The organism is Paraburkholderia solitsugae (assembly GCF_013177695.1).
Taxonomy (GTDB): domain Bacteria; phylum Pseudomonadota; class Gammaproteobacteria; order Burkholderiales; family Burkholderiaceae; genus Paraburkholderia; species Paraburkholderia solitsugae.
The window spans coordinates 41,683-68,421 of sequence record NZ_WOEY01000114.1; the positions used below are offsets into that span (position 1 = coordinate 41,683).

Annotated in this window: 21 protein-coding genes and 2 pseudogenes; 4 read left to right on the plus strand and 19 right to left on the minus strand. The window is 61.3% G+C overall.

Annotated elements, in window-relative coordinates:
* Nucleotides 1-32: 32 nt before the first annotated feature.
* Nucleotides 33-1,319, minus strand: a complete 1,287-nt coding sequence (locus GNZ12_RS28615) for an MFS transporter (RefSeq protein WP_172315536.1) — start codon at nucleotides 1,317-1,319, stop codon at nucleotides 33-35.
* A gap of 233 nt (nucleotides 1,320-1,552) precedes the next feature.
* A complete protein-coding gene (locus GNZ12_RS28620) occupies nucleotides 1,553-2,773 on the minus strand; it encodes a pyridoxal-phosphate-dependent aminotransferase family protein (RefSeq protein WP_172315537.1) in 1,221 nt (406 codons plus the stop codon).
* Nucleotides 2,774-2,935: 162 nt separating this feature from the next.
* On the opposite strand from GNZ12_RS28620, the gene GNZ12_RS28625 reads away from it, so the two are divergent.
* Nucleotides 2,936-3,661 carry a GntR family transcriptional regulator gene (locus GNZ12_RS28625; RefSeq protein WP_172315538.1) on the plus strand — a complete coding sequence of 242 codons (726 nt, stop codon included), beginning with the start codon at nucleotides 2,936-2,938 and terminating at the stop codon, nucleotides 3,659-3,661.
* Between the two features lie 1,275 nt (nucleotides 3,662-4,936).
* The gene (locus tag GNZ12_RS28630) at nucleotides 4,937-6,523 is read left to right on the plus strand and encodes a Na+/H+ antiporter (protein WP_172315539.1); all 1,587 of its coding nucleotides are present in this window, start codon (nucleotides 4,937-4,939) and stop codon (nucleotides 6,521-6,523) included.
* A gap of 53 nt (nucleotides 6,524-6,576) precedes the next feature.
* On the opposite strand, the gene GNZ12_RS28635 is transcribed toward GNZ12_RS28630, so the two are convergent.
* Nucleotides 6,577-6,870 (minus strand): hypothetical protein, encoded by a 294-nt coding sequence (locus GNZ12_RS28635; RefSeq protein WP_172315540.1) that lies wholly within the window; start codon nucleotides 6,868-6,870, stop codon nucleotides 6,577-6,579.
* A gap of 262 nt (nucleotides 6,871-7,132) precedes the next feature.
* Nucleotides 7,133-7,297 (minus strand): annotated as a pseudogene (locus GNZ12_RS44595) (phosphohydrolase); the annotation flags it as partial.
* 74 nt (nucleotides 7,298-7,371) lie between these two features.
* Here GNZ12_RS44595 and GNZ12_RS28640 point away from each other — a divergent pair.
* Nucleotides 7,372-8,130 (plus strand): SDR family oxidoreductase, encoded by a 759-nt coding sequence (locus GNZ12_RS28640; RefSeq protein WP_172315541.1) that lies wholly within the window; start codon nucleotides 7,372-7,374, stop codon nucleotides 8,128-8,130.
* Nucleotides 8,131-8,184: 54 nt separating this feature from the next.
* Here the strand turns inward: GNZ12_RS28640 and GNZ12_RS28645 are convergent.
* From GNZ12_RS28645 to GNZ12_RS28670, 6 genes and pseudogenes are all read right to left on the minus strand, one after another.
* Nucleotides 8,185-8,517: pseudogene (locus GNZ12_RS28645) on the minus strand (winged helix-turn-helix domain-containing protein); the annotation flags it as partial.
* 360 nt (nucleotides 8,518-8,877) lie between these two features.
* Nucleotides 8,878-10,191: an MFS transporter gene (locus tag GNZ12_RS28650; protein WP_172315542.1), complete on the minus strand. Its 1,314-nt coding sequence runs from the start codon at nucleotides 10,189-10,191 to the stop codon at nucleotides 8,878-8,880.
* Between the two features lie 137 nt (nucleotides 10,192-10,328).
* Entirely contained in the window at nucleotides 10,329-11,279 is a 951-nt protein-coding gene (locus GNZ12_RS28655) for an NAD(P)-dependent oxidoreductase (RefSeq protein WP_172315543.1), read from the minus strand.
* Complete coding sequence (ilvD, locus tag GNZ12_RS28660) at nucleotides 11,276-13,003, minus strand: dihydroxy-acid dehydratase (RefSeq protein ID WP_172315544.1); 1,728 nt, start codon at nucleotides 13,001-13,003, stop codon at nucleotides 11,276-11,278. Before ilvD ends, GNZ12_RS28655 begins: the two co-directional genes overlap by 4 nt.
* 49 nt (nucleotides 13,004-13,052) lie before the next feature.
* On the minus strand, nucleotides 13,053-13,832 hold the full coding sequence (locus tag GNZ12_RS28665; protein ID WP_172315545.1) for an SDR family NAD(P)-dependent oxidoreductase: 780 nt from the start codon (nucleotides 13,830-13,832) through the stop codon (nucleotides 13,053-13,055).
* Nucleotides 13,833-13,844: 12 nt separating this feature from the next.
* Nucleotides 13,845-15,182, minus strand: a complete 1,338-nt coding sequence (locus GNZ12_RS28670) for an MFS transporter (RefSeq protein WP_172315546.1) — start codon at nucleotides 15,180-15,182, stop codon at nucleotides 13,845-13,847.
* Between the two features lie 237 nt (nucleotides 15,183-15,419).
* On the opposite strand from GNZ12_RS28670, the gene GNZ12_RS28675 reads away from it, so the two are divergent.
* Complete coding sequence (locus tag GNZ12_RS28675) at nucleotides 15,420-16,385, plus strand: LysR family transcriptional regulator (protein WP_172315547.1); 966 nt, start codon at nucleotides 15,420-15,422, stop codon at nucleotides 16,383-16,385.
* A 259-nt stretch (nucleotides 16,386-16,644) separates the two neighbouring features.
* On the opposite strand, the gene GNZ12_RS28680 is transcribed toward GNZ12_RS28675, so the two are convergent.
* From GNZ12_RS28680 to GNZ12_RS28720, 9 genes are all read right to left on the minus strand, one after another.
* Nucleotides 16,645-17,505, minus strand: a complete 861-nt coding sequence (locus tag GNZ12_RS28680; RefSeq protein WP_172315548.1) for a class II glutamine amidotransferase — start codon at nucleotides 17,503-17,505, stop codon at nucleotides 16,645-16,647.
* 241 nt (nucleotides 17,506-17,746) lie between these two features.
* Nucleotides 17,747-18,112: a response regulator gene (locus tag GNZ12_RS28685; RefSeq protein ID WP_028196001.1), complete on the minus strand. Its 366-nt coding sequence runs from the start codon at nucleotides 18,110-18,112 to the stop codon at nucleotides 17,747-17,749.
* Nucleotides 18,113-18,132: 20 nt separating this feature from the next.
* Nucleotides 18,133-19,104, minus strand: a complete 972-nt coding sequence (locus GNZ12_RS28690; protein WP_172315549.1) for a chemotaxis protein CheX — start codon at nucleotides 19,102-19,104, stop codon at nucleotides 18,133-18,135.
* 44 nt (nucleotides 19,105-19,148) lie between these two features.
* Nucleotides 19,149-19,688, minus strand: a complete 540-nt coding sequence (locus GNZ12_RS28695) for a hypothetical protein (RefSeq protein WP_172315550.1) — start codon at nucleotides 19,686-19,688, stop codon at nucleotides 19,149-19,151.
* Nucleotides 19,685-20,419 (minus strand): methyl-accepting chemotaxis protein, encoded by a 735-nt coding sequence (locus tag GNZ12_RS28700; RefSeq protein ID WP_172315551.1) that lies wholly within the window; start codon nucleotides 20,417-20,419, stop codon nucleotides 19,685-19,687. The genes GNZ12_RS28695 and GNZ12_RS28700 overlap by 4 nt, the downstream gene beginning before the upstream one ends.
* A gap of 55 nt (nucleotides 20,420-20,474) precedes the next feature.
* Nucleotides 20,475-22,865 carry a HAMP domain-containing protein gene (locus GNZ12_RS28705; protein ID WP_172315552.1) on the minus strand — a complete coding sequence of 797 codons (2,391 nt, stop codon included), beginning with the start codon at nucleotides 22,863-22,865 and terminating at the stop codon, nucleotides 20,475-20,477.
* A gap of 301 nt (nucleotides 22,866-23,166) precedes the next feature.
* A complete protein-coding gene (locus GNZ12_RS28710; RefSeq protein ID WP_172315553.1) occupies nucleotides 23,167-23,862 on the minus strand; it encodes a DNA alkylation repair protein in 696 nt (231 codons plus the stop codon).
* Nucleotides 23,863-25,546: 1,684 nt separating this feature from the next.
* Nucleotides 25,547-26,065 carry a hypothetical protein gene (locus GNZ12_RS28715; RefSeq protein WP_074289148.1) on the minus strand — a complete coding sequence of 173 codons (519 nt, stop codon included), beginning with the start codon at nucleotides 26,063-26,065 and terminating at the stop codon, nucleotides 25,547-25,549.
* A 224-nt stretch (nucleotides 26,066-26,289) separates the two neighbouring features.
* Nucleotides 26,290-26,739 (minus strand): nuclear transport factor 2 family protein (locus GNZ12_RS28720; protein ID WP_172315554.1); only part of this gene is annotated, 450 nt, incomplete at its 5' end.

Genomic DNA, 26,739 nt, shown 5'->3' on the forward strand with positions numbered 1-26,739 from the left:
TGAAGGCGAAGAGAAGGAACGATCCAGTCTGTTTATGCACCCACACCCGTGGTGGCGTGCGCTTTGTCGGCCGTGCTGACCTCGAATTTGCTTTCCGGCTGCATGCGGAATGCAAGCACCACTCCGATCGCCATCAACAGCATGCTGCCGACGAACGGCAACTCCCAGCTACCGAAGTAGTCGATCAGAAATCCGCCGACTACCGGCGAGATGATCGCGGCCAATGCCGAGCCGGTGTTCATCATGCCGCTCGCCGTGCCTGAGTATTCCGGCGCGATGTCCATCGGGATCGCCCACATCGGGCCGATCGTCATTTCAGCGAAGAAGAAGCCCGACGCGAGACATGCCATCGACAGATACAGGTCGTGCGTGAACATCAGCGGAATCAGCGAGAGCAGACAAAAGAACATGCACACCGACACCATCCAGCTCCGCGCACGCTTCAGGCTGCGGGTACGCGTGAAGATCCAGTCGGTGACAATGCCGCCGAGCGTATCGCCGAGTACGCCGGCAAAGAATACGACCGAGGCGAAAATCGCCGACTTCTGCAGTTGCAGGTGATAGCTGTGCAGGAAGTACTGCGGAATCCAGCTCAGGAACAGCCACAAGGTCCAGCCGTAGCAGAAGTAGACGATCGTGACGGGCCACATGCGGCGAAACAGTTTTCCCCATGGCACACCGGCCGCTTTGGGTTTCGGCGCGGGCAAGATTTCGAGTTCCTCGGTCGTGATACGCGGATGATCTTTCGGATGTTCGGTGAACGTGAACGTCCACACCGCCACCCACAGCAGACTGAACACGCCGCAGATATAGAACGATTCGCGCCAGCCCCAGGTCGCCATCACCAGCACGATCATGCCCGGCGCCAATGCATTGCCGATCCGCGATGCCGCGTGGGTAATGCCCTGCGCGAAGCCGCGTTTTTCTTTCGCGACCCAGCGCGCCATGGCGGAGGTCGCAGCAGGAAACGTGGCGCCTTCGCCGAAGCCGAGCAACACGCGCGCGGCCAGCAACGAGACCAGTCCGCCGGCGAGGCCGGTCAGCAAAGTCGCAACGCCCCAGATAGCGCCGCAGAAAATCAGCGTGCGCTTCGCGCCGAAGCGGTCACTGACCCAGCCACCGATGATCTGAAAAATCAGATACGGATAGGCGAACGCCGAAAACACCAGGCCCACTTCCGTATGCGAGAGTCCGAACTCCTTGCCGAAACCTGCCGCTGCGGTGCTGACGTTGACGCGGTCCAGGTAAGTGATGAAGTACATGATGCTTAGCATCACTAAAACGATACTGGTCGCACTGCTTACACGAAACCGCCTCATCGTCTCTCTCCATTGCAGTCTATCGACGGCGCGCCTGAAATGGCGCGCTGCGTCGTCGCCCGTCGGCGAAATACGCCGCGGGCACATCGCAAGTTGTTGGTGGGCCGCGTTCTATGCGCGGCTTCATGAGGTGCTGCCCACCTTCCCTTGCTGCGAGATGCGCTGCTGCACTCATACGCTGACGTGCCGAGCGCTGTCCCGCTGGTGCGCCCGGCGCGCATGTGCTCAGGTGCTCAAGCCGCCGCTTTCAGACCCGACGCGTGCGTCGGCTGGCTCAGCCACTCCATAGCGGCAGGCAGGCCGCTTTCTTTGAGCGGCACGCCCGCGAGCTTCAGGCCCATTTCGCACCCGGCCAACGTCGCCAGCAGCATCAGGTCGTTGCAGTCGCCGAGGTGGCCGATGCGGAACATGCGGCCTTTCATCTTGCCGAGGCCGGTGCCGAGCGACATGTCGAAGCGTTCGTAGATGACCTTGCGCACCGCGTCGGCATCGATGCCATCCGGCATCATCACGCCAGTCAGCACCGGGCTATACACAGCGGGATCCGCGCACTGAATCTCCAGACCCCACGCTCGAACCGCACGGCGGGTGGCTTCGGCGAGACGCTCATGACGGGCGAACACGTTGTCGAGCCCTTCGCCGAGAATCATCTCCAGCGCCTCATTGAGCCCGTACAGCAAGTTCGTGTTCGGCGTGTACGGCCAGTAGCCGGTCTTGTTCATCTCGACGATGTCGGTCCAGTCCCAGAAGCTGCGCGGCAGTTTGGCCTGCTTGCTGGCGGCAAAGGCCTTCGGCGAGATCGCGTTGAAACTGATACCCGGCGGCAGCATCAAACCCTTTTGCGAGCCCGACACAGTGACGTCGACGCCCCATTCGTCATGGCGATAGTCGGCGCAGGCGAGGCCCGAGATCGTGTCGACCAGCAGCAGCGCCGGGTGGCCGGCGGCGTCGATCGCGCGGCGCACGGCGGCGATGTCCGAGGTGACGCCCGTCGAGGTTTCGTTATGGACCACGCACACCGCCTTGATCGCGTGCTGCGTGTCGGCGCGCAGGCGCTCTTCGATCATGTGCGGCTGAACCCCGCGCCGCCAGCCTTCGATACCAGGCAGGCCGAGGAACTCTGGCTTCAGCCCGAGGCTTTCCGCCATCTTTTTCCACAGCGTCGCAAAGTGGCCGGTTTCGAACATCAGCACGTTGTCGCCGGGGCTTAGCGTGTTCGACAGCGCCGCTTCCCATGCACCGGTGCCGGAGGCCGGATAGATCACCACCGGTTGCTGCGTCTTGAAGATTTTCTTGATGCCTTCGAGCACCTTTAGACCGAGTTCGCCGAACTCGGGGCCGCGGTGATCGATGGTCGGGTAGCTCATCGCCCGGAGAATGCGATCGGGCACCGGGCTCGGACCCGGGATCTGCAGGAAGTGACGGCCAGCGGGGTGAAAGTCTAGCTTGAGCATTGGGCTCCTCCTATTGAATTTTGCATGCAAAAAACTATATCAGACGATCCGAGACGAACCCAAGGCAAAATTTGCTTGCTGACACCGGTGTTTACCCGCGCTATTAACTAATCTTTATGCTTCCGCTAAAATCCTACCTAATACGATGTTGAGGGCTTTTGTATGCAAAATTCGGATTTCGATGCGGGCGTGGCCGCTTCCCCGCTGATGCCGAAGGTTGAGCGTCAGCGCTTGCACGACACGGTGGTGGAGCACATTCGCCGCTTTATCGTCGAGGGGGTGCTTGAGCCGGGCAAGAAACTGAACGAGCGCGAGTTATGCGAGACGCTTGGGATTTCGCGCACGCCGTTGCGGGAGGCGCTGAAGGTGTTGGCGGCGGAAGGGCTGATCGAGATTTCGCCGAACCGGGGCGCGTCGGTGTCGAAGATGTCGGAAGCGGAGTTGCGCGAGACCTTTGAATTGATGAGTGGTCTTGAAGCGTTTTCCGGCGAACTGGCGGCGGAGCGGATGACGGCTGCGGAGCTTGCCGAGATCAAGGCGTTGCATTACGCGATGCTGGCTTGTCGTACGCAGAACGATCTGGCTGGGTACTACAGTCGTAACCAGGCGATTCACGACAAAATCAATGAGGCGGCGAGGAATTCAGCACTGCGGCAGACTTATGTCGCGGTTAATCGACGCCTGCAGGCGTTGCGGTTCCGGTCGAATTTTCAGATCCCTAAGTGGGATAGCGCGATTCATGATCATGATGAGATGTTGAAGGCGCTTGAGGCACGGGATGGGAAGAAGTTGAGTGCTATTTTGCGGCAGCATTTGCTGGATAAGCGGGATGCGGTTTTGCAAGTGCAATCGAGGGAGGAGGTTGCGGCTTCGCCGCTGAAGGCTTAATCGGGGTTTTGTTGTTTTTACCTGCGGCGCGGTTTGTTTGTTGGTTTGCCTACGGCGTTGGACTTTGCTTGGGTTGTTTGCCTGCGCGGCGCTCATTGTCTGTCTGCCTACGGCGTTGGCCTTTCCTTGATTTGTTATTGGTTTATTGGCGTCGCCCCTGTGCGGGGCACACACCTACTTTTCTTTGCCTGCCGCAAAGAAAAGTAGGCAAAAGAAAGCGGCTCACACCGCCAGCTCATAAGCGGGTCTCCTGGCTTGGAGGGGGCAGTGGTGCATCTGGAATCCGTGCCCGCGCACATTCAGCCCTGGTGACAAGGGCGTCATACTTCCGGCGGCGCTGCGCGCGCCGACGCGTATTTCATAAAACCGACCACTACGTTTCGCACTCGCGCTTTGATTGGCGCCCCCACCTCGTCGTTGCGTTGCAACTGCAACTGCGACGCACCGGCGTTTCGTTCGGCCTGAGCTATCGCGCTTTCATTTGCTTCCGCAAATCGTCTTTTGGATACTTGGACGCCTCGCCAAGACGAAACCGATTGCCCCCACCACACGCAATCGAAGCCCCTGGTTTCCCTCGCAGACCCATCCGCGACGCACGCAGTGCGGAGTGGGAGCTGATGAGCCCTTTGTCACTGACGCTGAAGGTGCGAGGGCACGGATTCCAGATGCACCACTACCGCAACTGCGCGGGGGACCCGCTTATGAGCTAGCGGTTTGAGCCGCTTTCTTTTGCCTACTTTTCTTTGCGGCAGGCAAAGAAAAGTAGGTGCCCGCCCCGCACAGGGGCGACGCTAATAATCCAATATCAAATCAAGGAAAGGCCAACGCCAAAGGCACACAGACAGAAAGCGCCGCGCAGGCAAACAAGCGTCAAGCAAAGTCCAACGCCGCAGGCAAACCAACAAACAAGACGCGCCGCGGGCAAAAAAACTTGTCCCCACAAATTGTTGGCAAGCCTGTGGACAACCCACGCACATCCCAACCAAGTGGTTGAACCGACAGAAATATCCGTTAGCGGCTCACGAGTAAGCATCGCTCGTCATCCGCGATCAGACCCACACAAAAAAGCGCGCCAGCATGGCCACAGCCCAACCCACATCAACCCCGTCCTCCAGTTGTCCACATAATTTGTTCAGAAGCCTGTGGACAACCTGCGCACAGCCAAGCCAAGTGCTTGATGCCACAGGCGTATCTCCCATCGGCTCAGCCGCAGGCACAAGCCCCGTCGTGTGATAAAAAGAAGCTCCCACGCTTTGCCACTCATCGAGGCCCCGCATGCCCACCGTCATGGCCTTCAAACTCGTCCTGCTGTCGCTCGCCGCGATGATCGGTCTCCAACTGCTCGCCAAGCGGCTGCGACTCCCACCGGCCGCGGCACTTCTGGTCGGCGGAGCCGCGATGGCCTTCGTGCCGGGACTGCCACCCATCAACCTCAACCCCGAGCTGGTCCTGATCGTGTTCCTGCCGCCGCTCCTCATGGACGGCGCCTACTTCTCCGTGTGGGACGAATTCAAGCGCAATGTCGGCGGCATCCTGCTGCTTGCGATCGGCGCCGTCGCCTTTACGACCCTCGCGGTCGGACTGGTCGTGCATTGGGTCGTGCCGGCCTTGCCGTGGAGCGCGTGCTTCGCGCTGGGCGCGATCGTCTCGCCGCCTGACGCCATCGCCGCGAAGGCCGTGCTGGAACGCGTCGCGCTGCCGCGCCGGTTGATGGTGCTACTCGAAGGCGAAAGCCTCCTCAACGACGCCGCCGGCATCGTCCTGTTCCGCTTCGCCGTCGCGGCCGCGTTGAGCGGCACCTTCAGCGCGCAACATGCCATCGGGCGCTTTGCTGTGCTCGGGCTGGGCGGCATCGCAGTGGGCATCGCGATCGGCTTCGTGGTCGTCAAACTGCTGCGCTACCTCGACGACGCCTACCTCATCATCACCGCATCCGCACTCTCCCCGTGGATCAGCTACATCGCCGGCGACATGCTGGACGTCTCGGGTGTCATCGCGACCGTCAGTTGCGGAATGGTGCTTGGCTGGCATCAGCACGAAGTCTTTTCTGCCTCGGTGCGTACGCGCGGCACAGCCTTCTGGCAGGTCCTGATCTTCCTGATGGAAGCCCTGGTGTTCATTCTGATCGGGCTGTCGCTGCGCGGCGTGATCGTGCGGCTGGGCGGTGTCGGCGACACGCTGACCGCGCTTGCACCGGCGGTCGGTGCAGTGATCGCGGCCGTCGTGCTATCCCGCTTCATGTGGGTGTTCGCCGTCGAATGGTTGAAGGGACTGGTCTGCAAACTGATGCAGCGCGAAAACATTGCGCTCGACTGGCGCTCGTCAACTGTGACAAGTTGGGCCGGCATGCGTGGCGTGGTGACGCTGGCAATCGCGCTCTCGTTGCCCGAGGCGATGCCGGGGCGCGATCTGATTCTGGTCGCGTCGTTCGCGGTGATTCTCGTGACCGTGCTCGGACAAGGGACCACGATCGGTGCGTTGATTCGCTGGGTCAATCTGGATAGCGTGAAAGAGCGCAACGAGCAGCATTTGACCGAGCCTCAGGCGTGGGCGAGGCTCGAAGCGACGCAGCTTGCCGCGATCCAACCGCTCGTGCACGACGCCCAGGGGCAAGTCATTCATCCGCGCCTGCTGGAGCAATATAGCTATCGGGCGCGGATGACCGAAACCTACCAGGATGTGACGGAATATCCCTCCGATGTTCGAACCGCGCATTACGACGTCGTGCTTGCCGCCGTGGCGGCCGGTCGCCGCGAGTTGTTGCGAATGCATCGGTCAGGGTTGATTCATGATGAACTGCTGACCGTGCTTGAGCGGGATCTCGATTTGCAGGAAATCGCGGCGTTGCATGGCAGAGGGTGACCGGCACGCATCTGACGTGAGTCGAGACGCTAACCGGTCGAACCGTGGTGGGTTTAATGGCCCTTGAAAATATCGAGCAATTGATTTTGCATCTGCATCATCTCGTGCGCGTGCTTCATCTCCATCTGCGCCATCGTGTCCTGATACTCCATGTCCATCTGCATCATTTTTTGCTGGATGCCGATGGCCTGAGTGCGCTGTTCAGGTGTCAGTTTGTCCATCATCATGCTGTACTCAGGCGGCATCAGATAGGTGCCGGCACGTCCTATTCCCTGTGCCTGCACAGAACCCGCTGCAAGCGCGAGCGGCAGCAAGCCGCACATCAGTATGGCTCGGATCGATTTCATTTCATCTCCAGTCCTACGTGAGCAGCCCGGCTTCAACAAGGGCTGCATAAGCGACGTTCAGGTGCTCAGACTGGCTTGCCGCGGTCGATCCGTTGTACACGCCAGGTCTGAGGATGCAACACCCGCGAATCGCCGCCATGCACGATCGTCCGAGTGTTTCAAGGCTTTAGTCGCGAACGCTTACTGGAAATGACATGCTGGATGAAAATTGCGCCGATAATCTTTCTTCTACGCGGCTGTCATTTCCGCCGCCGGGCGCCGACTAATCCTTCCACGCAGACCCCAGAATCATCGTGCAGAAATTCTCTCGATGGTAATGCGGGTCTTTCAGCGCCAGCACGTCCGCCTTCACGTTGCCGAAGGTCGTCTCCGGTTTGTGAATCGTGCCGTGTGCGAATGCATCGATGATGCCTTCCTTGAAATGCGCGAGCGCTTTCGTTCGTCGTGAAGGCGACGTGAGAAAATGACGGTCTTCTCAAGCCAACGATCACAGGGAACGATATGTCCACCTCTTCTCCAATCCGCGCGATCGTGACCGGCCACACGCGCGGCCTCGGCGCATCCCTTGCTGAACAACTGCTGGCGCGCGGCGTCACGGTACTGGGTTTGTCCCGCTCGCGTCATGCCACGCTTAAAGAGCGTTTCCCGGCACTGCTCGAAGAAATCGAACTCGAACTTGCCGATCCCACACGCGTCGCGCAATGGGTCGCAACCGATGCACTGCGCAGCTTCGTCAGCGGCGCTCAGAGCGTCCTGCTGATCAACAACGCGGGCATGGTTCAGCCGATCGGTCCGATCGAAGGCCAGGACGCCGCGGACATCGCGACCGCCGTGAGCCTGAACGTGGCTACACCGCTGATGCTGGCGAGCGCACTCGCCGCAGCCAGCGTCGACGCGACGGATCGGCGCATCGTGCATATCTCCAGCGGCGCGGCGCGCAATGCGTATCCCGGCTGGAGCATCTACTGCGCAACCAAAGCCGCGCTCGATCATCACGCACGCGCCGTTGCACTCGACGCGAATCGTGCGCTGCGTATTTGCAGCCTGGCGCCGGGCGTCATCGATACGAATATGCAGGCGGAAATTCGCGGCAGCGGCGCCGAGCAGTTCCCGATGCGCGAGAAATTCGAGGAGCTCAAGCGCAACGGCCAGCTTTCGACACCGGAACAATGCGCCACCCAGTTGCTCGACTACGCGTTCAGCGATGCATTCGGGCAAACGCCGGTGGCCGATATTCGCGAGGTCGCGAAGCAGGCCTGACTCGCGAACACCGCACTCCCGTAAAAGCTCACCTTTCGGCGAATACGCCGATACTCACACGCCGGGCGCGACCATCGCGCCGCGCTCGGCCGCCCCAGTCTCACCGTGCGGCACGAACACATAGCCGCGTCCCCACACCGTCTGCACATAGCGCGGCTCGGAAGGGTCGATCTCGATCAGCCGCCGCAGCCGCCAGATCGATACATCGAGGCTGCGACCTTGATGCAGCACACTATTGCCGCGCAATTTCTCGTTGAGCTGCATGCGCGTGAGCACTGTCATTGCGTGATTGACGAAGATTTTCAGCAGCGCGAACTCAGAGCTGCGCAGCGCGAAATGCTCGTTGTCGCGACGCAATTCGCGCGCGGAGAAGTTCAGCTCGCAACGTCACCGTACGATGCGCGCGCCAGCTCCCGAAAAGTCTCACCTTTGGGTCGGAGTGGTGGGGCTGGGCGCGAAGTGCACCTCGGGCAGCTCCCGAAAACGCTCACCTTTAGCGCTTGGGGACAGGCCGCAAAGGCATGCTGGGCGGGGAACCGGTGGTCCAGAAGAGGCTACTCCCGCAAACCCTCACCTTTGGGGGGGCGAGTAATCTGCATACCCAGGTAAGAGGCGTGTGCGTATCAGGCGTGTGCGTATCCTACGGTGCATATCCCGCGGTGTGTGTCAGGCGGTGTGCCTGCCAATGTTGCGCGATATAGCCCAAGGACGAGGGTGCCGGACAACGGCACCCTCCGTTGAGCGACCTCAACCTGTCGAGCCCGAATCGATCTTGCCACTCACCGCTTTCAATCCAAAGCTCGCGACCAGCGAAAGCGCCGCGCACGCCGCCATGAAATACGCAGGCGCGGCGACGTTACCCGTCGACGAAATCAGCCAGGTGGCGATCAACGGCGCGGTGCCGCTGAACACGGTAAAGCTGACATTGAATGTCAACGCGACGCCGCTGAAACGCACGCGTGTCGGAAACATGTCGGCGATGATGCAGGCGAACGTGCCGTTGGCGAGGCACGCGGCCACACCGGCCAGCGCGAGCAACAACACGACATCGATCGTATGGTGGCTGGCTGCCAGGTAGAACGGATAGCTCAACACCATCAGGAGCAGCGAGCCGACGCGCAGCACAAAGCGCCTCGGCAGTTTGTCGCCGAGCCAGCCGGATAGCAGAATGCCCGTCGATACCACCGCGAGACCGACGTTCTGCCCGATCGCCACGCGGCGCGGGTCGTAGTGCAACACACGATCGAGGTAAGCCGGCATGTGCGCGAACAGCAGGCCGTTGAATGCGGCGACCACCGCTGTCGTGCCGATGCCGAGCAGCACGGGTCGCCAGTGCTCGCGCAACAGTTCTGCCAGCGGATGCTTCGCGGCGAGATGCTTCATCTCCGCGAACGCAGGCGTTTCTTCGAGCTTGCGGCGCAGCCAGAAACTCAGCAAGCCGATTGCACCACCGAACAGAAACGCGATGCGCCAGCCGTACGCCGCGACATCGTCGCCGCTCAGAAAGCTGTGCACCGAGAGATTGACGGCCGCCGCCAGCAGCACGCCTGAGTTCACGCAGAAGAACACGATGCCGCACACGAGTCCCGCGCGCCGCGGCGCCGATTCGACCACGTAGGTAATCGAACCGGGTAGCTCCCCGCCGAGGCAGAAGCCTTGCATGAGACGCAGCAGGATCATCAACAGCGTGGCGCTGATGCCCCACGTCGCGTAAGTCGGCACGATTCCCATACCGATCGTGCACATCGACACGACGATCACCGACACGATAAACACGCGTCGGCGTCCGTACCTGTCGCCGAAATAGCTGAGTACGACACCGCCGACCGGCCGCGAGAGATAACCGATCGCAAACACGGCGAACGACAGCATCAAGCCGACAATCGGATCGTGCATCGGAAAGAACGCACGGCCGATGAACTGCGCGAAGATGCCGTAGACGACGAAATCGTAGAACTCGAGCGCGCCGCCAAGACTCGCGAGAATGATCATGCGCCACTGCGAGCGCGTGAGCCGCGTCGGGGTTTCTTCCGAAAGACTGGCGGATTCAAGACTGGACATGGTTGTCTCCTGCGCGGCCCGGCATGGCTGGTTGCCACGTTCACCGCTTTGCCATTGAGTTGGTCTTTGTGCGTTTGCCTTTGCGCTTCCATCAGCCGCGGCCGCCTTGTGCCAGGCGGTGTAGGTGGCGCTCGCGCTTACTGCCTGGTGCTTAGTGCTCGTGGTTCACTCATGACTCTTGACTCATGCGTCATGCGCTGATCGAGCAGGACTTTAACGATCTGCGAGATGTCTTCATCGCCGAGTCCCCGGTCGACCGCTTCCTGCAAAAGCTTGCGCACTTCGCCGACGGCGCGCAACGGCGCGTTAGCCTCGCGCGCCAACGCCCCCACCGCGTCGAGATCCTTCAGCATCGTCCTGATCGTGCCCGATGGACTCGACGGTGGCGTCAGCATCCGCGGCATCAAGGTTTGCAGCAGCACCGAATCGGCCCAGCCGCCTCGCAAGGCGGCCGGTATCGCAGCGGCGTCGATGCCGGCGCGTTGAGCGAGAACGCAGGCTTCAGCAATGCCCGCGATGGTCGTCACGACAATCGCCTGGTTCGCGAGCTTGGTCGCCTGTCCTGCGCCAGTGGCGCCCATGCGCGTCACACGCGAAGCATAGGCGCGCAGCAGCGGTTCGACTGCGGCGATATCGTTCGTGCTGCCGCCGCACATGATCGCGAGCGTGCCCGTCACAGCGCCTGCCGTGCCACCGGACACGGGCGCGTCGATCCACACGCCACCAGTCAGGTCGTGCCAACGCTGGGCGAAGCGCCGGGTCTCGGTGGGCGCGATGGTCGAATGGTCGATCAGAAAGCGCGGTGCGGTGGCCGCACGCGCAAGCCCCTGTTCACCGAAGACGACTTCTTCAACGGCGTGGGCATCGCCGAGGCACAGCATCACGACCTCGCTTGCCTCGGCCAGCCGCCTGGGCGAGTCGCTAACGACGCTGCCCTCTGCTGCCAGCGCGGCGAGCTTCGCCGACGATCGATTCCACACCCGCAGCGCATGCCCGGCTGCGAGCAACCGCCAGGCCATCGGCTCACCCATCTTGCCGATGCCGCAAAAGCCGACGCGCGGCACATCCGGCACGGCGGCGGCGCTCATGCCTCATCCTCACCGATCGACGCCTCATACGGCCACTCCACGGCGCCCGAGTGCGTCACCGCGCCGAGATTCGCCGGCCGCACCAGCGCTTCATATTTCTCCAGTACGCCGCCTAAGCGCCCCCGTGTGAACGGCACGGCTTCCTTGCTGCGCCTCGCGAGTTCCTCGTCGCTCAGTTCGACGTCGAGCGTGCCTTTGTGCGCGTCGATATGAATCCGGTCACCGTCTCTCAGCAAACGAATCGGGCCGCCTGCCGCCGCTTCCGGTCCGACGTAGCCGATACACATGCCGCGCGTCGCGCCTGAGAAGCGTCCGTCGGTCAGCAGCGCGACTTTTTCGCCCATGCCTTGACCGTAGATCGCCGCCGTCACGCTCAGCATCTCGCGCATACCAGGGCCGCCCTTCGGCCCTTCGTTGCGGATCACGAGCACGTCCCCTTCCTGATAGGTGCGCTTCGACACGACCGACATGCACGCCTCTTCGGTTTCGAACACCCGCGCGGTGCCGCTGAAGACCAGCGATTTCAGGCCTGCGGTTTTCAGACACGCGCCATCCGGTGCGAGATTGCCGCGCAACACCACCAGCCCGGCGTTCTCGCTTAGCGGCTCGTTATGCGGACGGACGACGCGGCCATCCGGGCCCGCGAACGCCTTCAACGCGGTTTCGAGCGTTTCGCCGGTTTGCGTCAACGTATCGCCATGCAGAAATCCGCCCGCGAGCAACGCATTCAGCACCGCCGGCACGCCGCCAACGTGATACAGATCTAGCGCGAGATACTTGCCGCCCGGCTGCAGATCGCCGATCAACGGCGTGCGGGCCAGCACCTCGGACACATCGTCCAACGTAAAGCGGATGCCCGCCTCGTGCGCGATCGCCGGAATGTGCAGCGCTGCGTTGGTCGAACCCCCGGTCGCCGCGACTGCTGCGCACGCATTTTCGAGGCTCTTGCGCGTGACCAGATCGCGCGGCAGCGGACCGCCGTTTCTCAGCGTGTTCATGACCGTTTCGCCAGCACGGCGTGCAATTGCTATGCGCTCGCTATAGACGGCAGGCACCATCGCCGAGCCGAGCGGCGCGAGACCGAGCGTTTCGGCGACCATCGCCATCGTGTTCGCGGTGAATTGTCCGGGGCAAGATCCCGCACCCGGCGTACAACGCTTCTCGATGCCGCGCAAGGTTTCGAGCGACATGTCGCCGCGCTGCGCCGCGCCGACCGCTTCGATCGCGGTCAGAATCGTCGCTTGCGTGCCATCCGGTGCAATGCCTGGCAACATTGCGCCGCCGAACAGGAACACACCCGGCACGTTCACGCGCACCATGCCCATCAGAATGCCGGGCAGCGTCTTGTCGCAACCGGCCACGCCGACGAACGCGTCATAGCAATGCGCGCGCACGAAAACCTCGACGCTGTCCGCGATGATCTCGCGCGACACGAGACTAAAACGCATGCCCGAATGATTCATCGAGGTGCCGTCCGACACCGAAATCGCCGAGCCGCGAATCGGCATGCCGCCGCCCGCCGCGACGCCGAGGCGCACGTTGTCGGAAACGGCCGCGAGCGACATCGAGCACGGCGTGTTTTCGCCGAATGTATCGACGATCGCGACGAAGGGCTTGTCGATCGCGGCGTCGTCCATGCCGGTCGCTCGCAGGAAGGCGCGATGCGGCGTGCGTGTGATGCCTTCGGTGACGGTGCGCGAGCGGTGCTTGTGGAGATTGCTCATAGTTTGTCCTGTACGTATCCGTGTGCTGTGCGTTCAGCCGTTCAGCCGTTCAGCCGTTCAGCAGCATGCCGTTCTCGGCGGCGATCACCTGGCCGGTCATCGAAGGCGCATGCGCGACGATGAACCAGGCAAGATCGGCGATCTCGCCGGGCTGCGACACGCGCTTGAGCGGCGCGACATTCGTCATGCTGTCGACGATCTTCGCGTACGCCTCTTCTCCGAGCACACGACGCGGCAAGCCGTCGTCCACCATGCCGGGCGCCAACGCATTCACGCGGATATGCGGCGCGAGATTTCGGGCAAGCGAGAGCGTCAGCGTATTGACCGCGCCCTTCGACGCCGCATAGGCAATGGAAGAACCCGTGCCGTTCAGTGAGGCCAGCGACGAGATATTGATCACCGCCGTGCTATGCGAAGCGGTCGACGAATCGCGCAGCACGGGCACCGCGGCGCGCGTCATCTGAAACATGCCGATCAGGTTCACGCGATACACGCGCTCGAACTCCATGTCGTCGATGGCGGCCAGATCGCCGTGCGGGATGAAGCGCGTGGTGCCGGCGCAGTTGATCAGCGCGTCGATGCGCTGCCACTTCGAGGCTACCGCATCGACCGCTTTCACACAGGCCGCGTCGGAGCCGACGTCGACGTCGAACACCAGCGTCTCGGCGCCGAGTCGTTTGCATTGCGCTTCGACGGCCAACGCCGCTTCGCGCGTGCTGTCGTCGAAGTTACCGATCGCCACCGCCCAACCGGCGCCCGCAAAGCGCAACGCGGTGGCCGCGCCGATGCCGGTGGCCGCGCCGGTGACCATACAAACCTGCTGCGTCATCCTTCTCTCTCCTCATGCTGTTTTACGCGTGACCGGCATCGCCAGCACGATCACGGCGGCCAGCACCAGCGCGCAGGCGAGCACGATCATGCCGGGCAGCAAGGTGCCGGTCGTGTCCTTCAGAAAGCCGATCACATACGGGCTCACGAAGCCCGCCAGATTGCCGGTGCAATTGATCACCGCAATGGCCGCCGCCGCGCCCACGCCACCCATCAGCGCGGTCGGAATGCCCCAGAACACCGGCGCAATCGAATTGATGCCGATCGCCGCAACCACCAGCGCCACCATCGAGAGCCATACGTGTTGACCGAGCAGCACCGACGCGAGCATGCCGGCGGCACCCAGCACCGCGCACACGGCCACGTGCTTGCGTCGTTCGTCGTGTTTGTCGGCGTGACGCGCGATCAGGATCATCGCGACCGCGCTGATCAGCGACGGCACGGCCGACAGCAAACCGATGTTCGCCACGCTCACCACGCCGCTCGCGCGGATCATTGTCGGCAGCCAGAAGACAAGGCCGTAGTTGCCCATCGCGATACAGAAATACAGCAGGCCGAGGAGCCACACCTTCGGATTGGTGAACGCGCCGCGTACCGTTTGATGCGCACGGGTCCGCGCATCGGCTTCGAGGTCGTGCGCGAGCAATGCTTTTTCCTCTTTGCTCAGCCAGCTCACCGACTCGATACGGTCACGCAAAACAAAAAACGCCGCGATGCCCACCAGCAACGAGGCGATCCCTTCGATCAGGAACAGCCACTTCCAACCGGCGAGCCCGTGCACGCCGGCCAGTTGCTGCATGATCCAGCCCGACACCGGACCGCCGATCGCACCCGACACCGGAATCGCCGCCATGAACAGCGCGATGATCTGCGAACGCCGGTTCGACGGAAACCACGTCGACAGATACAGCACGATGCCGGGAAAGAAGCCCGCCTCGGCGACGCCGAGCAGAAAGCGCAGCACGTAGAACGAGGTCGCGCCGCTCGCGAACATCGTCAGACACGAGACGATCGACCACGTGACCATGATCCGCGCGATCCAGATGCGTGCGCCGACGCGATGCAAGATGAGGTTGCTCGGCACCTCGAAGATGAAATAGCCGAGAAAGAAGATGCCGGCACCCGCACCGTACACGGTCTCGCTCAACGAGAGATCGGTGAGCATCTGCAACTTGGCGAAGCTCACGTTCACGCGATCGATATACGCGACGATGAACGCGAGAAACAGAAACGGCACGATGCGCCACGCGAGCTTGCGATACAGCGCCGTGTGTTCCGCGGATTCCGTGGGTGCCGGGGGTTCATTAGACACAGCGGGCCGCTCGGCGCCGCCGTAGAGAGGGGTGCTCATGCTTGTCTCCTTCCGCGCGCTTGAATGCGCGCTGTGGTCGCGGCGATGCGGTGCATGGCGCGGCTCCGGTTATACCCTGAGTCATGCGATCGACGCGTAGCTGCTATGCTCGACCCACCCGCTTCACGCTCTACCGTCCTGCCGATAGCGAAGATTAGCCGGGTTGAGCGCCGCACCGCAAATCACCGTTTCGGCGCAGGTCATTACCGTTCAGTTATGTGCACCAAGTAAACACGAATGGCAACCACCGAAAACGACGCAATCGACCGCTTCTTCCGCAGCGGCCTGAAGCTGCCGCATCTGCGCATCCTGGTGAGCCTTGCGGAGCTTGGGCAGGTGACACGCGTGGCGGCCGCCTTCCACGTCACGCAGCCGGCCATTTCAAAACAGATCGGCGAAATCGAGGAAGCGCTCGGCGTCCCGGTCGCGCGACGGGTCGGCAACGCGGTTGAGTTGACCAGCATCGGCAAGGTGATGGCCGCACGGGGACGCGAAATCCTGCGGCATATCGAACTGGCGCGCCGCGACGTCAGTGCGTTGACCACTGGCACGGCGGGTCACGTCCGCTTCGGTGCGGTTGTGACGATTCCGCAGCCGCTGATCGCGCATGCGGTCGAACTGTTCATGCGGCGTGCGCCATCGGCAACGCTCTCATTCGTGGAAGCGACGCTCGACAAGCTGATCAAGATGCTCGACGAAGGCGAGCTCGATCTCGCATTAGGCCGCAACCGGATCGCCGGCAACCAGGGCTTGTTGCGCCAGCAGACGTTGCACCGCGAGCCGTTCGTGTTTGTCGTGGGCGCGAGCCATCCACTCGGCAAGGTCGATATGCCAGTGAGCTGGAACGATCTGCGCTCGGTGCGCTGGATTACGCCACTGCGCGGTTCACCCGCTTTTGCGACGCTGGCCGAGACGTTAGCGGAGCAAGGCATTCCGCTCGATCGCGGCGCGGTCGAATCGAGTTCGTTGACGTTGAATCTGTCGCTGCTGATCGGTGGGGACTTCGTGTCGATCCTGCCGCTGTCGGTCGCGCGGCATCACGTGAGCCGTGGACGCATGCGTGTGCTGCCGCTCGCGCCGCTCGAACCGTTAGGTGAAGTGGTACTGGTGTGGCGCGCGGATACCGCCGCGCCGGCGGCGGATCTGTTCAGCGAATGCTTGCGGGAATCGTCGTCGGAATTGCTGGATGGTGAGGCGGAATGATGCGTGTGGGCTCACGTATCGCTGATTGCCCGTCGGCTCCCGAATGTTCTCACCTTTGAGCTTTTTGGAGGCATTAGGAAAGCCGGCCGCCATCAAGGCAGCCGGCTCGCTCTGTCCACCCACACGCACGATCTGAATCGACTTCGCGCTCGCAAGCAACGATACGAGAGGAATTTGCGTCGGCAAACTAACTAATTCTTCGATGGATATGAAAGTGCTGGTAGCGTGGCCGCTTCTAAGGCCACGCGTTGGTGCGATGTCACGCCGGGACGGCGGACAATTCGGAGGGTGCGTATTTCGAGGTCGCGAGGACTTCGGCGGGGACGGGAACATGCGCGCGCCGCAGCAGCGCACCGCTGCAGAACATCAGCAGATCGCCCGGCTGGCAGGCGGTCCATACTTCATCGGTGAGCGGCGTGGTGGCGATCACCGCCGTGCGATCAGCCTGCGTGCCACGCTCGGCGAAATCGACTGAGAGGTCACCGTCGACGAGACGCGCGCTCGAAAACGGCCAGTGACGTATCACGTACGACAGACGCGTCGAGCAATACGCGAATTGCGCTTTGCCATTCGAGAGCACGAAGTTGAAAATGCCATACGGGTTCAGTGTGCGCGTCGCCTGCTCGAGGACGTCGAACGTGGCGTCGATGTCGTCCACGTCCACCTTCGTTTCCGCGTGAGCGGCGAAATGCGCGTGGAGGCGATTCATGATGAAGCAGAACGCCGCTTCGCTATCGGTCGTGCCGACCGGTGCATACGGACCTCGCTCCGGTTCACCGAGCGGTTGCAGGTCGCCGTTATGCGCGAACACCCATTGCTGGCCGCGCAACTCGCGCATGAACGGGTGGCAGTTCTCCACGCGCGCGCCACCTTGAGTCGCCTTGCGAATATGCGCGACGACATTGCGCGACTTGATCGGATGGCTCTTCAGAAACTCCGCCACCGGCGACTGACACGCGGGTTTATCATCGACGAACACACGGCACGCGCGGTCTTCATAGAACGCCACGCCCCAGCCGTCGACGTGATGATCCGTGAGGCCACCGCGTGCAGCAAAGCCCGTCAACGAGAAACTGACGTCGGTGGGTTCGGCGCAGTTGAGGGCGAGCAATTGGCACATGTCCGGCGCCGCCCTATGCCCGTTGAGCCGGGACGTGCGTGAACGTGACGACATCCGCGGTTGCAGCGCCAGCGCTTTTTGAAGTTTTCGCGGCCATCACGTGTCTTCCCAGTCGTTCACATTCACTGGGAGACTAGCGTGTTTCAACCGCCGCCGTTATAGCGAATCATGCTTTGCAAATCACCGGCGCACCGGCTCCCGAAAACCCTCACCTTTGGCCGGCCCGCCGCCTGCGCAGCGCTTAGCTTGCCAGCTTACGGAACGTTTCCAGCACCGCGTCACCCTTGAACGGCTTGACGATCCAGCCTTTCACGCCGGCCGCCTTGCCGCGCTCTTTCATCGCCGGGCTGCTCTCGGTCGTCAGCATGATGACGTTGACGGTCGTGTTCGCAAGTTCGCCGCGAATCTTTTCGACCATCGTCAGGCCGTCCATATTCGGCATGTTGACGTCGCTGATCACTAGCTTGATGCCCGGGCTGGCCTTCAATTTGGCGAGACCATCCTTGCCGTCCACCGCCGTATCGACGTCCAGACCGTTCTTCTTCAGAAAGCCGGCCACTTCGTCGCGCACCGTGCTCGAGTCATCCACCACCAGAATTTTCGACATGTTTTTTCCTATGACAACATTCAGAACAGATCCAGTTCGCCCGCTTCGACCATCGCGCCGACATCGTCCGTGACTTCCTTGAAGTCCTCCGGTGACCAACTCAGGCTGAACACAAAACGTTGATGCAGCTTGACCGAACGGCCCGATTGCGGGTCCGTCAGCGAGTACATGAAACACAGTTGCGGATTGCCGCTGCCGAACGAGATGTACTTGTGCTTGTGATTTACCAGCAGCGGCACTTGCACCTGGCTGCGCAGCCAGGCGTCCGCATCGCCGACATAGCGGTTCTTGAATGAACCCCAGATCAGATTCGTCACTTCGCCAAGCACACCATTCAGATCGCGGAAGTTTGCTTCGCCGTCTTCGGCGTTGGCTGTCATCCGATAGCGATCGAGCAATTCAAGAATCGGCGCCTCTTCCGCCTGCATCATCATGTAGCCGCGGCACCACGCGCTCTCCAGCGGAATCAAACTGAACACCTCGCCGAAGATGATCCGGTCGCGCACGATATAAGGCGTGTCGCACGTGATGGTCAAGTCCTTGAACACGTCGCCGAGAATTGCCTGCGTCATATCGGCAATGCCGCGCACTAACGCGTTCGGGTAATCCAGACTGAAGATGTATTCGTCGATTACCTGGCGCAAGGGCGCCATATCGTGCGCGACGTAGGCCGCGCAGACCACCCGGCGCAAGCTCTCCGGCAAACCATCGACGCTCGGATCGGCCTCCCGCCGCATGATGATCGGCAACTCGGGGCGCACCGCGTTGATTCTGATCGCGATCTCGGCGCTCGCTTCGGCTGAGCCACCGTAGCCTTCAGCGAACAGTACCGCGCCCAGATCGATGTTCGAGCGCAGCACCGACTGCAAGCGGTTCTTGCCGACTTTCACGCCGACCAGATTGTTCTCGTCGCAGAAGCGCTTCAGCGCCTCCTTATGCACCGGGCAGTCGTCCAGCACCAGCACCTTGCTGACCGGTTTGTTCATGTTCATTTCGCGTTCCTGCTCACTGCGGATATCGACGTCATGGTCAACACTCAAAACAACTCCAGCTCACCGCTGGTTTCTTCAATTGCGCTCGTGTCCGCCACGAAGTCGATCGGCGCATGCGCGCACACGCATACCGTCGCGGCAAGCTGCACGGAACCGTTAAGCGTGATCGAATACGACGACGAAAACGCCGGCTTCAATTCCGCTAGATGCCCCAAGCAACGCGCGCTCAATACATAAGGCGTCGACATGCCGAGGTCCGGGAAATAGTGCAGCAGTTCCTGATTCATCGCGCCGCAGCACAGATTGCAGATTTCCAGAAAGGCTTCCTGGAACGGCAGTTCGTCGCCCTCTTTCAGGTAGTAGTTGCGCGTGCTGTCGTTTTCGTCGAAGTGAAGGATCAGCAGCAGTCTGAACACGATCGACGAGATGGTCAGCACGACCACCTGGGTGTCCTTCGTTGCGCCCGTCCCGGCCTCGGCGAGCGGCACGATCTCGCACGTATCGCCGGCATCCCGCGGCAGGCGCGCCTGCGCCGCCTTGCGGAAAATGCGTTCGAAGCTGTCCTTCGCGTTGCCCGTGATCACATCGGCACCTGGTGCAGCTTCGAGTGAAACTGGTTGGCGAGCGATTCGACGCTGGAGAGCGACGCCGCGATCATCTTGCCGCCCGCCTGGATGTCCTGGAACGTGGAGGTGGTGGTCAGATCGTTGCGGTGCAGGCTGTCGCGATAGCTCTTCGACAATTCCTCAGAACGCGCGGCGAGCGCCCGAACCTCACCCGCCACCACCGCGAAGCCGCGTCCGGCCGGACCCGCGCGCGCGGCTTCGATCGACGCGTTCAGCGAGACGATCACCACATGCCGAACGATCGACGACAGCTCCTGATTCTTCGCGTGCATGTCGTGGTTCTGCGTCATCAGCGAAATCATCTGCTCGTGCCAACGCTCGAATGTCGCGCCGAGGCCCTTCAGACGCGCGGCTTCGCCGGCGATCTGTTGCGCCTGATGCGCCCACTGGTCTTTGTCGTCGGTCGCGGCTTTCAGCGTTGCGCGCAGTTCATCGACGCTGGCCGATTGCTGCCTCAGTTCCTCATGCAACTGTGCGGCCAACGCTTCCATCTCTTGCGCGGCCTGTTCGCGTTCGCGGATCGCTTCGCCATGGTCGGCTTGTTCCGCCGACAACGCCTTGATCCGTGCATCTGCTTCGGCGCGCAACCGTGCCGTCAGCCTCGTGCTATGCAACTTGTGCGCGACAAATGCCAGCAGCGCGGTTACCGCGCTGCCTGCCACCACCGCTAATACGTACTGTTGAATCACAACCTATCCTTCCGAAGTCCGTCGCGAAGCGCGTCAATCAGCGTTCGACCAACGTTCAATCCGCCATCGCGTCAAGTTGCACTTCGCCGGCATCGCCGCGCGCTTCCACACCCAGCGTATCGACAGCGACGTTATCCGGCAGGCAGACGATTGTCTGGAACTGACGGAACGAGGCGCCCTTGTGATCGTCGGTGAAGCGCAGTTCTATGCGACCGTTCTCGCGTTTCAGGAAGTCGCGCACGGCGTCCATGCCGACGCCACGGCCTGACACTTCCGTGACTGTTGCTGCGGTGGAGAAGCCCGGCCGGAAAATGAATTCGGCGATGGCTTCGTCGCTCAGTTGTTCGTCGCTGCCGATCCAGCCGCGCTCGGCGGCAATGCCGCGAATCCGTTCGAGCGCGAGGCCACGCCCATCGTCACTGAGCGTGATCTGCAGCGCATGGTTGTCAACGCCCACTTCGATATCGATCGTGCCTGCCGGCGCCTTGCCATGCGCGCTGCGGGTCTCGGCGGTCTCGATGCCGTGATCCATCGAATTGCGCAACAGATGCATGAACACGTTGTTCAGCGTGCCGCCCGCCTGGCCGCGCAGACGGTAGCCGTTGTCGTCGATGCGCACGGTCGGCGCCGGCTTGCCCAGCTCTTGTGCGAGCGAAGGCAGCGAATCCAGCACGCCGGACAGCGCATCACGCACGCTTTCGCTGCCTAGGGCGCGCAAGGTCTGGCGCATCGCATCGCGCATCGACTGCAATTCATGGAGTTCGCCGGCGTTCGTCTTGTCCAGCATGCTCAAGGTCTGCTGAATCTGGTCCTTCTCGACCATCACGTAGCGGCCCGCATTGCCGGCGTTGTTCGCTCCGGCTTTGGCCTTGCGGCCGAGGCTCTGCTCGTTGATCCTGGCGTAACTCTCGATCGCCTCGCGCACGCGCGTCAGCTCCTGCATCAGGTGTTCCTGATCCCACGAGCGGTCCGCATCCGGTTGGCGCAGTTCGTGATAGCTCTGCTCGGTTTCATGGACGACGTTGGTCAGATGCGCCAGGTTATAGGTCCGCGCATTGCCCTTGATGGTGTGCATGTTGCGGAACAGCTCGGCGATGGCTGCATGGTCCGCTTCCGAATGCTTGCGGATGATGCGCTCGTTCTCACTGACAAAACCCGCGGAGCTTTCGATGAAGTGATGGAACTTCTCTTCGCTGACCGCGAGAATCTCGCCAATCATGTCGAGACGGCGACGCTGTTCGCTGGCTTCTGCAGCGAGCTTGCGCAGTTCGGTGACGTCGCGCACGCACAACATCAAACGCACGATGACATCGTTTTCGTCGGTGATCGCCGACCAGCTGAGATCGAGAATCTTCACCCGGCCATCGGGCATGCGCTTTGAAATTTCGCCGACCAGCAGATGCTGATTGAACGCGAAGTTGATGCAGTCTTCGCCGAGGCACGCATGCGCGGCTGCGTCGACTTGCGAGAGCACGTCCGAGCCGAGATCGGTATCCGAGAACACCAGACCCATCAGACCGCGACCGGCGATGTCTTTCGTTTCGAAGATGTCTTCCAGATACGCCGAGTACTCCGCGTGGACCACGGCGCCGTCGATCACCGTCAAAATACCTTGCTGCATGTTCTGCAACATCGCCTGAATGTCGGCGGTCTTCTGCTTGAGTTGCGCCGAGCTTTCCTGGATTTTTTCAATCATGCCGTTGAAGGCGACGATCGAATGGCCGATCTCGTCCAACCGGCCCACCGGCACGCGGCGCGTGAAGTCCTGGTTCGATGCGATCTCGCTCATCATCGCTTGCATGCGGCTGAGCGGACGGGTGATCTGACGGTAGAGCAGCGTGCCGATGAAGGTCAGCAGAATGATCGCGATACCGGTAACGATGGCGATGGCCGTCGTGGTGGTGGAAAGCGTGGCGTTCAGTGCGGTGATCGCCTCGTCTTTCTGGCGGTTCTTCTCGACGCGGAGGGTTTCGACGATACCTTCGAGTTCGTCGCGATACTGCGCGACGTTGGCGAACAGATACGCTTGCGCAAGTTCGTTCTTGCCGTCGGTCTTCATTTTCGCCGTCTCGGTGATAGCGTCGAAGTAGTTCACGAGGCTGTCGTTGGCCTGGGAAACGAGGCCTTGCTGGGCGTGGCTCGCGGCATCTTTGGCTTGCAGCGCGAGGCCCTGTTGCAATGAGGCCTTTTTCTTCTTCAGTTCGTCTTGTGCCTGGGCGACCATGTTGGCATCCGGCGCATAGACGAGGGTCATGGTGGCGAGTTGCACGTCCTTGACCTGCGAGACGAGGTCGGCCGAGGCGAGCGCGCTAGGGACGACGCCCTCGGTCACTTTGCGCACTTCGGCCGCGCTGCCGCGCGTCTGATAGACGGCGTAGCCGCCGATCGCCGACAGGGCGACGAACATCAAGACTACCAATAGCGTAATGCGATGACGAATAGTCATGTGAAACCCCCGAGGGTATGGCCTTCGCGTCAGCCCTCGATTGGAGCGGCGCGTTTTTTTGCGAATTTGAGTCAAGAATGCAGCGCTGCCGAGTATTGCGGATGCATGTTACTAAGCGATGACGGCAGGGGTTTTGAGCACGCCCGGGGGGATAAATATTTTTCTAAAGTTTTTGATTTTGGTGCCGTTAATTATTGCCGTTTTTATAGCCCACTTATTTTTCGCATTACGGTGCGTAACGTTGACGCACACCACTCATTGAATGGGTTAATTGCGCGGCAAATGTTTTGCGCCAGACAGGTCAGCGGATCGGCGGCAGATGCTTCGACGCCTCGCGCAAAGTAAGCGGCGACATGATGCCCTTCGAAGCGGAAAGAAAGGCGCTCACCGCCTGGGGCGCATGCCACGCGTAATCCCGCAACGCCCAACCGATGGCCTTACGGATGAAGAAATCACTTTCCGCGGCCAGCGAACGCGCGTAGCCGAAAAGACGTTCCTCGTCGGTATGGTCGCGCCAGCCGACTTGATGAATCATGGCAATGCGCCGAACCCATAGCGATTCGTGCTGGAGCGCTGCATCCATCGCGGCCTGCACCTTCGGTGTATGAGTTCGCGCCGCTTTCAGAACGTCGCCGACGACGCCCGCCAGCGGGTCGATCGAATCCCACCAGGCGCTCCGCTGTGCGAGCACTAATAAGTGTGCGATGTCTGCCACCGCAAGCGTCTTCCAGTTGCGCGCCAACAGGTCGGTCGCGACGTATTGGAATTCGCGCTCCGGCATCGACCATAAGACATTCACGCACGCCAGCAGATGATCGGCATTCTCCACCGGCAGCCGCTTGAACACCGGCAGTACCGCTTGCCGTCGCTGCGGTGTCGGCACACCGATGAACTCGAAGTGGTTGCGCATATAGGCGCTCATGGCGAGCGCGCGTTGAGCGTCGGCGTGCGGCGCGAGTGCCGCCTTGATTTCTTTGCCAAAGGCACGCGGTGTCATTGGGGAAAGCGCTCCACCTGAATGGGATGTGATTCGTAGTTAGCTGCGTTCGTGCAGGCCTCCCGAATCTTCTCACCTTCGACTCGAAAGTGCGCCCACAGGTATCAACATTATCACCGCACTCGCTCCCGAATCTTCTCACCTTTGGGTTTTTAGCTTCCCACCCGAGCGCTGCCTTACGCTGTGTACAAGGTCGCAAGATTGGCCTGCCGGCGGCGGTTTCGCGGTAAGGCTTACGCTTCCCGCGTAATCGCAGGCTTCGCCCTGAATGCTCTATGCAGCACCGTGAATGGCCATGAGGAGGACTCCCTGGAAATCCTCACTTTATGACAGGTGCGCGTTCAACGTGGCGATTGCTCACCTCCTGGAATCGCTCACCTTTTGCGAGCGATCTCCTGGAACCCCTCACCTTCACGTGTTCTGGCCTGCTTCCACGGTGCAGCTCGACGCCTGGGACAGCTCACCTCTCACTGATTCGGCGGCACCTCCTGGAACGGCTCACCTCTTACCGACGTGAAGCCATACGCCCTGGAACGGCTCACCTCTCATCGACGTGAAGCTATGTGCCCTGGAACGCCTCACCTTTCGTCAAAGTGGCGGCGTCTCCTGGAACACCTCACCGTTGGCTAGGGTGACGGCATTTCCTGGCGTTCCTCACCTTTGATCGAGACGACGCCGTCTCCTGGAATTCCTCACCCTTGGCTGGGGTGACGGTATTTCCTGGCGTTCCTCACCTTTGATCACGATGGCGCCGTCTCATCGAATTCCTCACCCTTGGCTGGGATGACGGTATTTCCTGGCGCTCCTCACCTTTGACCAAGATGACGCCATCTCCTGGAATTCCTCACCGTTGATCGAGATGACGCCGTCTCCTGGAATTCCTCACTGGTGACCAAGATAGCGCCATCTCCTGGAATTCCTCACCATCCAGGCGTCGCTCACCTTGGCTGGATCACGTAGGCCCTATTGGCGCCAGGCAATCTCCTGAGCATCCTCACAGAGGTCCTGAACAAAGAGGTTGCCTGGCGCTGCCGCACGCCGTCAGATTGTTTTTAGCTCCCGCCAAAGAAGATATTGCATTGCGGGTCGTTGCTGCAGGGCTTCATGTGCTTCGCGCCGCTCTGCATTTTCGTGTCTGGCATGCCACCGTATGACTGCGTCGCCGTGTCGGAGGGGGAGGCGGTCGGCTGAGTCGCTGCGTTTTCCGATGGGGCGGGTTGTTGAGTCGCCGGCATGCTCTGCGAATGCGCAAGCCCGGCCATGACAAGTAATCCGGCAGCAGAAGCTGCCATGAGTCGTGATTTCACTTTTACCTCCTTAATTTAGGGTACGTTTTCCACTGATGCGATTCGTTATCCGCGTGCCCGGAAGGCAGCATGAATAGGGGATTTTCGGACGCGCCAAACCGCTCTTTGGGTCCGCAGGCGAATTGCCCAAGGCCAAAGTTTTAGGTCGTTGTGAAAAAAGGAGAGCAGTGCGCCGAGCCGAGGTCCCGGGGCGCGAGGTGGCGTGCGAACTGGCAGTGCCAACGGATTTTTTGGACCCCTCGACACGGAATAATCGCCCTGCAGATATGTGTTATAGGGCGTGAGATGCCGAAGTGATAGCGAATATTTGCGCCGGGGTCCATCCATGCGCTCGCATGGCGGCTTTTTACGCCAGGCCCGGGGCTAATTACGCCAGATTAGAACTTCACCTTCACCTGAAACCCGATCGTGAACGGAAGATTGTCCGAGGGGATCGGCGGAATCACAATAAAGTTGGCCCCGACGCGCTTATAGTCGACCATCACGATCGGCGCAACCACCGGCCCGATCGTGTGGTTGCGACCCAAGCCCCAGTTGCCATAGTTATAGCCGGAGATGATCCCGCCCATCGCCGCGATCCGCACGATGCCCCAGTGCGCGAATTCCGGCGCCCAGACACCGCCGCCATAATAAGAAGGCCGCCGCAGCGAGTTCCGAAAGCCGCCGGCAGTCAGTGCCCATTGGTTGTTGAGCCAGCATTCGACGCCAAGGCCGGGATTGAACTGCTCGAAATGGGTGTTGGGATCGGGGTTGATGTGATACGAGCCGAGCATCGCGTCGACCCATACACCGCCCTCGCACCAGTTGCCCGCATGCGCCGCGGAGGCTGCGGCCAGGCTCGCGGCGAGCGCCACGGCGGTACGCCGGATGTTCTTCTTGATCTGCCGAAAATGCATGTCCGCTCCGCCACCGGTCGAGCGCCGGTGTCATCTATGTTCTGGTTATTCTTGCTTGCCGTCCGTCGCGCACTGTACCTCAACCAGCACAGACGATGTGGAGGACACGCTCGGGGCGCGCGGGCACAAGACGTGCCTCGCGGCGCAGACGCAACCATAACGGAGAACCGATGGCAGAGCGGTGAACACGTGACAGACGTTCACCTTCAATCGCTGAAAAAGGTTTAGAGGCCGAGATCGGACAGGCCCGGATGATCGTCGGGACGGCGGCCGAGCGGCCAATGATAAAGACGGTCGGCCTCGCGGATCGGCAGATCGTTGATGCTGGCATGACGGCGCGCCATCAACCCGTGCTCATCGAACTCCCAATTCTCGTTGCCGTATGAACGGAACCAGTTGTTCGAGTCGTCGTGCCATTCGTAGGCAAAACGCACGGCGATGCGGTTATCCGTGAATGCCCATAGTTCCTTGATCAGGCGATAGTCGAGTTCTTTGGCCCATTTGCGGCGCAACAGTCCGACAATCTCCGCGCGCCCATGCGTGAACTCGGCACGGTTGCGCCACACGCTATCCGGTGTGTACGCGAACGACACGCGCTCCGGGTCGCGGGTATTCCAGCCGTCTTCCGCGGCGCGCACCTTCTGGATCGCGGTTTCGCGTGTGAACGGCGGGAG

What these genes read in the sequence shown, in the direction of transcription:
- GNZ12_RS28640 (WP_172315541.1), top strand. Translation starts at nt 7,372, where the DNA reads ATGTCCACCTCTTCTCCAATCCGCGCGATCGTGACCGGCCACACGCGC.
- GNZ12_RS28620 (WP_172315537.1), bottom strand. Translation starts at nt 2,773, where the DNA reads ATGCTCAAGCTAGACTTTCACCCCGCTGGCCGTCACTTCCTGCAGATC.
- GNZ12_RS28635 (WP_172315540.1), bottom strand. Translation starts at nt 6,870, where the DNA reads ATGAAATCGATCCGAGCCATACTGATGTGCGGCTTGCTGCCGCTCGCG.
- GNZ12_RS28710 (WP_172315553.1), bottom strand. Translation starts at nt 23,862, where the DNA reads ATGACACCGCGTGCCTTTGGCAAAGAAATCAAGGCGGCACTCGCGCCG.
- GNZ12_RS28650 (WP_172315542.1), bottom strand. Translation starts at nt 10,191, where the DNA reads ATGTCCAGTCTTGAATCCGCCAGTCTTTCGGAAGAAACCCCGACGCGG.
- GNZ12_RS28705 (WP_172315552.1), bottom strand. Translation starts at nt 22,865, where the DNA reads ATGACTATTCGTCATCGCATTACGCTATTGGTAGTCTTGATGTTCGTC.
- GNZ12_RS28670 (WP_172315546.1), bottom strand. Translation starts at nt 15,182, where the DNA reads ATGAGCACCCCTCTCTACGGCGGCGCCGAGCGGCCCGCTGTGTCTAAT.
- GNZ12_RS28615 (WP_172315536.1), bottom strand. Translation starts at nt 1,319, where the DNA reads ATGAGGCGGTTTCGTGTAAGCAGTGCGACCAGTATCGTTTTAGTGATG.
- GNZ12_RS28625 (WP_172315538.1), top strand. Translation starts at nt 2,936, where the DNA reads ATGCAAAATTCGGATTTCGATGCGGGCGTGGCCGCTTCCCCGCTGATG.
- GNZ12_RS28690 (WP_172315549.1), bottom strand. Translation starts at nt 19,104, where the DNA reads ATGAACATGAACAAACCGGTCAGCAAGGTGCTGGTGCTGGACGACTGC.
- GNZ12_RS28675 (WP_172315547.1), top strand. Translation starts at nt 15,420, where the DNA reads ATGGCAACCACCGAAAACGACGCAATCGACCGCTTCTTCCGCAGCGGC.
- GNZ12_RS28685 (WP_028196001.1), bottom strand. Translation starts at nt 18,112, where the DNA reads ATGTCGAAAATTCTGGTGGTGGATGACTCGAGCACGGTGCGCGACGAA.
- GNZ12_RS28665 (WP_172315545.1), bottom strand. Translation starts at nt 13,832, where the DNA reads ATGACGCAGCAGGTTTGTATGGTCACCGGCGCGGCCACCGGCATCGGC.
- GNZ12_RS28715 (WP_074289148.1), bottom strand. Translation starts at nt 26,065, where the DNA reads ATGCATTTTCGGCAGATCAAGAAGAACATCCGGCGTACCGCCGTGGCG.
- ilvD (WP_172315544.1), bottom strand. Translation starts at nt 13,003, where the DNA reads ATGAGCAATCTCCACAAGCACCGCTCGCGCACCGTCACCGAAGGCATC.
- GNZ12_RS28655 (WP_172315543.1), bottom strand. Translation starts at nt 11,279, where the DNA reads ATGAGCGCCGCCGCCGTGCCGGATGTGCCGCGCGTCGGCTTTTGCGGC.
- GNZ12_RS28680 (WP_172315548.1), bottom strand. Translation starts at nt 17,505, where the DNA reads ATGTGCCAATTGCTCGCCCTCAACTGCGCCGAACCCACCGACGTCAGT.
- GNZ12_RS28630 (WP_172315539.1), top strand. Translation starts at nt 4,937, where the DNA reads ATGCCCACCGTCATGGCCTTCAAACTCGTCCTGCTGTCGCTCGCCGCG.